The organism is Gordonia sp. 852002-51296_SCH5728562-b (assembly GCF_001665475.1).
In the GTDB taxonomy this organism is placed as follows: domain Bacteria; phylum Actinomycetota; class Actinomycetes; order Mycobacteriales; family Mycobacteriaceae; genus Gordonia; species Gordonia sputi.
This window is the reverse complement of sequence record NZ_LZMI01000119.1, coordinates 1-6893: the sequence shown is the minus strand read 5'-3', so window position 1 is coordinate 6893 and position 6893 is coordinate 1. Positions and strand designations below refer to the sequence as shown.

General features: G+C 62.6%; 5 protein-coding genes and 1 pseudogene. All 6 read left to right on the top strand.

Annotated elements, in window-relative coordinates; genetic code table 11:
- The first annotated feature begins 738 nt into the window (after positions 1-738).
- Positions 739-1047 carry a DUF5663 domain-containing protein gene (locus A5766_RS20090; RefSeq protein ID WP_064906145.1) on the top strand — a complete coding sequence of 103 codons (309 nt, stop codon included), beginning with the start codon at positions 739-741 and terminating at the stop codon, positions 1045-1047.
- A gap of 39 nt (positions 1048-1086) precedes the next feature.
- The gene (locus A5766_RS20085) at positions 1087-2232 is read left to right on the top strand and encodes an OmpA family protein (protein WP_082965586.1); all 1146 of its coding nucleotides are present in this window, start codon (positions 1087-1089) and stop codon (positions 2230-2232) included.
- 108 nt (positions 2233-2340) lie between these two features.
- A complete protein-coding gene (locus A5766_RS20080; RefSeq protein ID WP_064906143.1) occupies positions 2341-3705 on the top strand; it encodes a hypothetical protein in 1365 nt (454 codons plus the stop codon).
- A 98-nt stretch (positions 3706-3803) separates the two neighbouring features.
- Complete coding sequence (locus tag A5766_RS20075; RefSeq protein WP_156527533.1) at positions 3804-5051, top strand: hypothetical protein; 1248 nt, start codon at positions 3804-3806, stop codon at positions 5049-5051.
- A gap of 12 nt (positions 5052-5063) precedes the next feature.
- Complete coding sequence (locus tag A5766_RS20070; RefSeq protein WP_064906139.1) at positions 5064-6398, top strand: CHAT domain-containing protein; 1335 nt, start codon at positions 5064-5066, stop codon at positions 6396-6398.
- Positions 6395-6893: pseudogene (locus A5766_RS20065) on the top strand (tetratricopeptide repeat protein); the annotation flags it as partial. The gene A5766_RS20070 and the pseudogene A5766_RS20065, both read left to right, overlap by 4 nt.

Sequence of the window (6893 nt, the reverse complement as noted above, 5' to 3'; positions counted from 1 at the left end):
TCATCGTCCCTTCTCCGCCCTCATCAGGGCAATCAGGACTCTAAAACAACCCGGACCGGCTCACGGGGGACACGCCAAATCTACGGAGCATTGAGTATTCGCTGCAATCGCCTTCCACATCCACATTGCGGCCTCATCCCGCCCTGTACCCCACCGACAATGTGGTTGATGTATTCGGCCGGCCGCGCCATAGCACTCCGGGTCTCGTAGTGAAGCGAGTTTGAGGCTGGGGCTCAACGTTCCAACAAACGCCGCCGCCAACGTCGTGGGTGTGCCATTGCCGCCGATCGCCGATTCGCGGTCCCACTCCAGTTCGTGGGTGACTGCACCGACCTGAATCAACCGCAACCACATCCCGGCCAGAACGCCACTACCTTGGCGCGACAGGATCACTGCGCTGTGGTGTTGCGAGTACGCCAACGCCATCACCAGCGCAGTTAGAACCGCTAACTGGGCCGTGACCCACGGGATTCGGTAGTCCGGAAACCACAGGTTCCACCGGACCTCTGCTGACATCACCCTCGTAGCTCAGTCGGGGGACGCGATTCAACTGTAGCTAGGGGACAGTTTGCTGGCGCCGTGAACAGTACCAAGCGCGAACAACCAGATGAGTAGGGAACGTACGCCGCCGCGGGACCGGCCCCCGGCCCTACTTCGTCACCATTACACCTCGAGTGGAGAAACGGTTATGTCTATGAGCGGTCACCCCGGCCGCTCACCGATCACGGAGGACCACTGATGACAGCGTTCCCACCCGCCCTGGATATTCTGGGCAACCTCAGACGGCTGGTACCCGCGGAGTTCGCTGATAGCGACCTCGCCGACCTGGCCGACACGCTCTACGGAGAGCTCACGAGGCAGGTCGGTGAGCGTATGTGCGCAGGACTCAGCGACGAGCACATCGCGGCATTCGACCAACTCGATGACGAGGCTGACCAGCTCGCCTTCATCGAGCATTTCTGCCCCCACTACCGCGACATCGTCAAGCTCACGTACGACGAGTTGATGCGTGAGATCAAAGAGCAACTCGCCTCAACAGTCCACTGACCTCAGCTGCCCCGGGTAACTCGAAAGGACACCTACCCTATGAACATCATTCGACGCCACGTCCCCAGGACCGCGGCGGCGGCCATCGCGGCCGCGACCGCACTCTCCCTGTCTGCCTGTGGCACAGATGAATCCGCTGCGACGATGTTTGTCGTGGCGACCGCCACCGCCAATGAGGCGGCACCCGCAGGCACTGGGTCCTTCGAGGACTACCTCCGCGACTCTGTACAAACCGGTGAGGGCACCCTGCAGATTCTGGTGCCACGCAACGGAACCGTCGCTGCCCAGGGCAATGCCACGGACGTGGTCGTCATGCGTGGCAGTGATCCGGAGGAGGACCCGAACGAGATCGACAAGGGCCTCAAGCCGATCGTCGCCGGCATCGACAAGCAACTGACCTCGGTGGCGTCGAACGCGCAGTCACTGGATCTGCTGGCCGGCCTCAACGATGCGGCACACCGTGCCGAGCGCAGCACTATCGTCGCCGTATCGAGTGGCTTGCAGACCGACGGGCTGGCCGATTTCCGAGGTCTCGGTTGGGATTTCGACAATACGACGGTCATCAAGTCGCTCGCCGACAAAGGCTTCCTACCGGACCTGAGCGGCAAACGAGTACGTTTCGTCGGACTTGGCCAGGTGGCCGGGGAGCAACAGCCACTTCCAGAGCCCATGCGACGAAAAGTAATCGGATTCTGGACTGATCTCTGCAAGGCGGCGCACGCCAGCACATGCGAGTCGGTATCGGAAAAGGCCGCACCCCGACAGTCGGCATCCACCCACCGCGCAGACACGGTCCGTGTGCCGGCGTTCGAACTCCCGACGCTCTCTGCCTCCACAACCCAACTCGCCGTCGACTCATCGGCGCTGTTCGCCCCGGACTCCGCGCAACTGCTGCCCGGCGTCACCGACACGATGGCCCAGCTCGCAGGGCAACTGAACCGCACCGGTGTCCCCATCACCATCACCGGGCACACGTGGAAGTTTGGACCGGCCGACGGCGCTCGGGAACTGTCGAAGGAGCGGGCCCAGGCCGTCGCCGACGCACTCACCTCAGGTGGCCTCAACCCCACCCGCATCGCCGACGTGCGTGGCGTCGGCTACGACGAGCTGATCACCCCACCCGGTGCCGGTCCTGATCAGACGGCCGCCGCCAATCGAGTGGTCGTAATCGGACTGCAGCGATAGTCCGACGCAGACACCGCGGGTGTCGTCCAAAAGGAGACTTCACCCGCGGTGCACTCCCCAGGGCAGACCTCCCGTCTAGACTGGTGAACCGACGAAACGGGGTAGTAGATGGAACGGCTGACACCACCCGACCTAGTGGTGATCGACGAGCCCGAGCCAGGATGGCTGACCATCCCAGTGGAGGGGCTGAAACGTGACGCGTTCGTCAAGTCTTGGGTGGCACTGATGATAGACACCCCCCCGCCCGAATACGGTGCGCTCAAGACCGAAAGACCGGGTTGGTCAGGAGAACTGGGCCGTGCCACTTGGTTGCGGACTACGCCCAGATTCACCGCAACTACAGCGCTACTGATGTCCGACAGAACAATTCAGGTGGCCGACCCCGACGCGTGGTCAGCGGTAGCGCTGGCGTGGACTCGTTACGTCGAACCCTTGGCCCGCTATACGGCGGGGTGGACGACGAGCCTCAAGGCCTGGCACCCGTCGAACGCTCGAGGTGAGGTCGGTCTGATCGCGCGGTCTGCGCGCATTAAGGTAGCCACTCAACTCCGTCTGGACATGACCGGAAGGCCGATTCTTGCGACTCGACGTACGCCTATCCCTTCGGTAATCGCCGACGACGCAAGTCTCACCGGCTTTCTGACCAATCCATCGGCGCGCCACGAGCGCGATAGGTACACAGCGGCGGTGACCTACCTGCATGCTTTGCCAGCGCTGATCGAGAATAGCGACAAGCTGACCCGTGACGAAATGATCACTCTCACCGACTACGTCGACGACCTCTTTGACGATCCTGCCGTCCCGATGCCCTTCCGGCCGACACCGCGGTTCATCGCTGAGTGTGAGCTGATCGCTAAGGAACGAACAGAAGAAATCGCTCGCGAACTCGACGTCCATCCCAACGACGCTGAGTACTTCTCGGTGGCTTACGTGAGCATGGTGACCACCCAGAAGAACCGTCTTTTGCGGGGTGCCGATGTGAATGTGACCCCCGCCCTCCTTCGGCGCCGAATCCGGGACAAGAAGGTCGATGAGTATCGTAAGCAGACGGCCCGCTCTGAGGCGGAAGGGAAGACCGCCAAGATCGCCGCTGGCAAGCGGCCCACCAAACGGAAACGTCGGGACTCCGTCGAATCGCTTGAGCCACAGGTCTTGTCCGCGCTCATCAAGACGGCCGACTGGGTCCGACGACACTACGATCCTGGTGCAGACGCCACGTCTCGATGGGCCAAACTAGTCGCGATCGACATCCTCCCGGCGACAGACGGGCCGGTCAACGGGTTGTCCTCGTCGGACGAGATCCGACCATACGCAGAATCACGGTGGATCGACGAGAATGTCACGGGAGCTGCAACTGAGGCGGACAAATCACACGCCAGGCGAGCTGCTCAAACCGTGCTGTTGATTATCGATATGGCCCTCTCATCCCCCGACGACCCGACCTCTGACGACCCAGAAAGCGACAAGACGTGAGTCACATCGGATCGGCAATTCGCGCTGCCGACAACAGCATTGGGTGGATATCATCCGTCGTACCGGCGGTCGGTGCAGTTACCATTCGGATCAATGAGGTGGCCATCACCGTCGACGCCGCCTTCCCTCGTGACGTCATTAGCGTCGTGGGTCCGGACGTCGATACATTGTCTGCCGCGGGCGGTGTTTTTCGTGACGTAGCGGCAATCGATGCTCTGACTGCCGCTGCAGACGGCGACTCTCTAACTGGGCCGGAGCTTTCCGACGAATTCGTGCGGATCGCGGTCCTTTCCGCGGTGCGACAGTGTCATCTCGGCGATTTGGATGGCATCGCGCTCTTGCTTGATCGCGCGTACGCGGCAAGCCTTGCCGGAGACGACGATGCAGCGGCAACGTTTTATCGGCTGAGTTCGATCGGTGCTGAACTCATCGCCGACGACTTGGTTCGCGGCGGTGTCGCCGGTGCGGTGGTCGATGCGTTCGGACTCTACATGCGCTCTGCCCCAGCAGATTCCATCCCTAGCGATATCCGGTCTGCCATCGACCAATCGCTCCAAGAGCTCGAGGGGCAGTCAGATAACCTGTGGACGTACACTTTTGACGAATCGGTCGCCGTCGCAGACGTTGCCATGGGCCACTTCGACAGTTCGCTCACATCAGCGATCACGGTTGACGTGCTCAATGACCTGAACGCGGTGCCGCCCCGACTCCTCATCTTCAACGGCCCTGGCCTGCCCGATGTCTTCGCGACGCCAGCGGAACCCGGCCTGGCCGAAGTGTCAGCTCAGTTGCGTGACAACGTCGACGAGACGTCGTCAGAGGTTGCCGAACTCTTTGCCGTCGCGGCCGATTCGACATCGGGCAATCTCGTCGGCTTCGCACCGTGCCAGGTCTCCGGCCGGACGGTGGCAGCTCGAATCCCATTGCAGGGCAGGGAGTTTACTGGTTTACACTTCGCGATCGTCGGGGCCGGATTCAACCCCGTTGAACTGCACCTCGACGATCTAGGTGTCGGGGTGAGCAAGGCTGATCGGTACTGTCGATATGCCTGGACGCTGCACCGCGTTGCCGGAGCCGCGCTGAGCGGTAGCGGAATCGGAACCTCGGGCGCCCAAATCGACCAGAACCGCACACACATTGCCGAAACCCTCACCAGCGCGCGCGCATCGGCGCAGAGTGCGCTCGATGCGGTCCGTGGGCTCTGCGATGACTACGAGGACAGCCGGGAACTCCAGGCGTACGCGGACGCTGTCCGGCGGCTGCGTGATCTCATCGACTCAGACCCGGTGTTCGACGGACCCACCCGACCCGGATTCGCGGAGTTGTACGCGCTCGTCAGCGAATAGTCGAGGCACGCGATGACATCACCGACCCCACCGCAGCGCCCGGAACTGTTGATCCGTGCCGTCGACGCCGGCGACACCTACGTGTCCTTCCGTTGGCTCGACGACCCGGCGAACCCCTACGTGCACCGCATCCGATCCGGGGACATCGCACCCGCGCTCACCGACCTCGGCAATGCCCTCATCGGCTCCGACGGCGACGACAGCGAACGCATCCTCCGAGCGTTCAGCGGAGCACTCATGCATCCGGAAAGTGAAGCAGCACTGAGCAATCGACTGGCTCGCCAGATTCTGCCGACCTCGGTGTGCCATGCGATCATAGAACGGAACACGCCTGGGCAACCCGTTCTGGTCCGCCTCACACCGAGCACCTCGCTGGCGCGTGTGCCGTGGGAATTGTTGCCGGTCGACGGCCGGACCAGACTGGTCGAGGTGGCCGATCTGCGTTATGAGCCCCCGGCGTCGGTCCATGTCGGTCGCGCCGCCATCCCCACTCCCTGGAACGACGAGATCGCCGGTCGGCCCACGCTGTACGTCGTCGATCCGATTCTTCCTGCGGGGTCCGGACTGGGACAGACCCTCACCAGGACGGCGTCGACGGCGCACTCGGACTACACAGCCCTTGTCGACCACGTCCGTCGACAGAATCACACGTCGATGTCGGGGGTGCAACGTGAGATCGGACGATGGGCACTATCCGACGAATTACGCACTGCACCAGCACGATTCGTCTACTTCGGGCACGTTTCATCGACTCTGAATGAGCCCGGTTCGGCGTCGCTGCACCTGTCTGACACCGCCAACCGCTGGGGTCGGGCACACTCGATGAACGGTGCGCACCGCCCGCTGTGCTCGCTGGATCTGTTGCTGGGCACTGAGGACGCCCAACTTGACGACGGTGAGGTGATCCCGGCATCACGGCGAGACCGTGTCGGTGACGACCTGTGGCCGATGCCCCGACGAGTGGCCATGATCGCGTGCGAAGGGGGCGCCGACTACCGCAGCGCTGAAACGTTCGGTTTGGTGATAGCCATGTTCCACGCAGGTGCGCAGATCATCACGACGACGAGGTGGACGATGCCGTCGGCACAAGCATTCGTGGACTTCGCACCCGGCGCGGAGATTCCGGGACCTACAACGGAACTCGCCGTAGCCGTCGACCGAACCCAGCAGGCCAACGATCCCGTTGCCGCACTGGCGCAGTGGCAGCGCTATAGACTCGATTGCTGGCGAGCAGATCCCGACCCTGGTCCGGCGACATCGCCGTTGACCTGGGCCGGAATCACGTGTCACGAGTGCCCACCGCGAGAAGTGCGACGGCCACATTCGGCCCCTATCCTGTCGACATGACCGACGACATCGGTGGCACGTCAGGCAGTACGGCCGACGACGATGCGGACAGTGAATATGCGGAGTGGCAGCAGCGCGCCGACGAACTTGACGATGCCGCAGCGGCCTCCATCGACACCGGTGACGCTCGCCAAATCGGCCAGGCATTCACGGACCTGGCCGTACACCTCATGGGTGTGGTCGACGAGGACGAGATCGTCGAGCATCTCCTGATCGCACGGGACGCCTGGATTGATGCCGACGAGTACAAGGACGCGACGGAATGTTTGGCCGCTGCAGCACATCTAGTGCAGCAGAGCGGAAACTACGAGGACGCGGCAATCGGGTTCGAGACGTGCATGGAGGAGTACCTCGAGATCGGAGACGAGAAGTTGGCGGCCGCGGCCGCCAACAACCTCGGATCCATGCTGACTCAGATCGGCAAGTTCAGCCGGGCAGAGGAAGTGCTGACGGGCGCCATCGATTTCTATCGCCGTAACGGCATGAGCGACGACA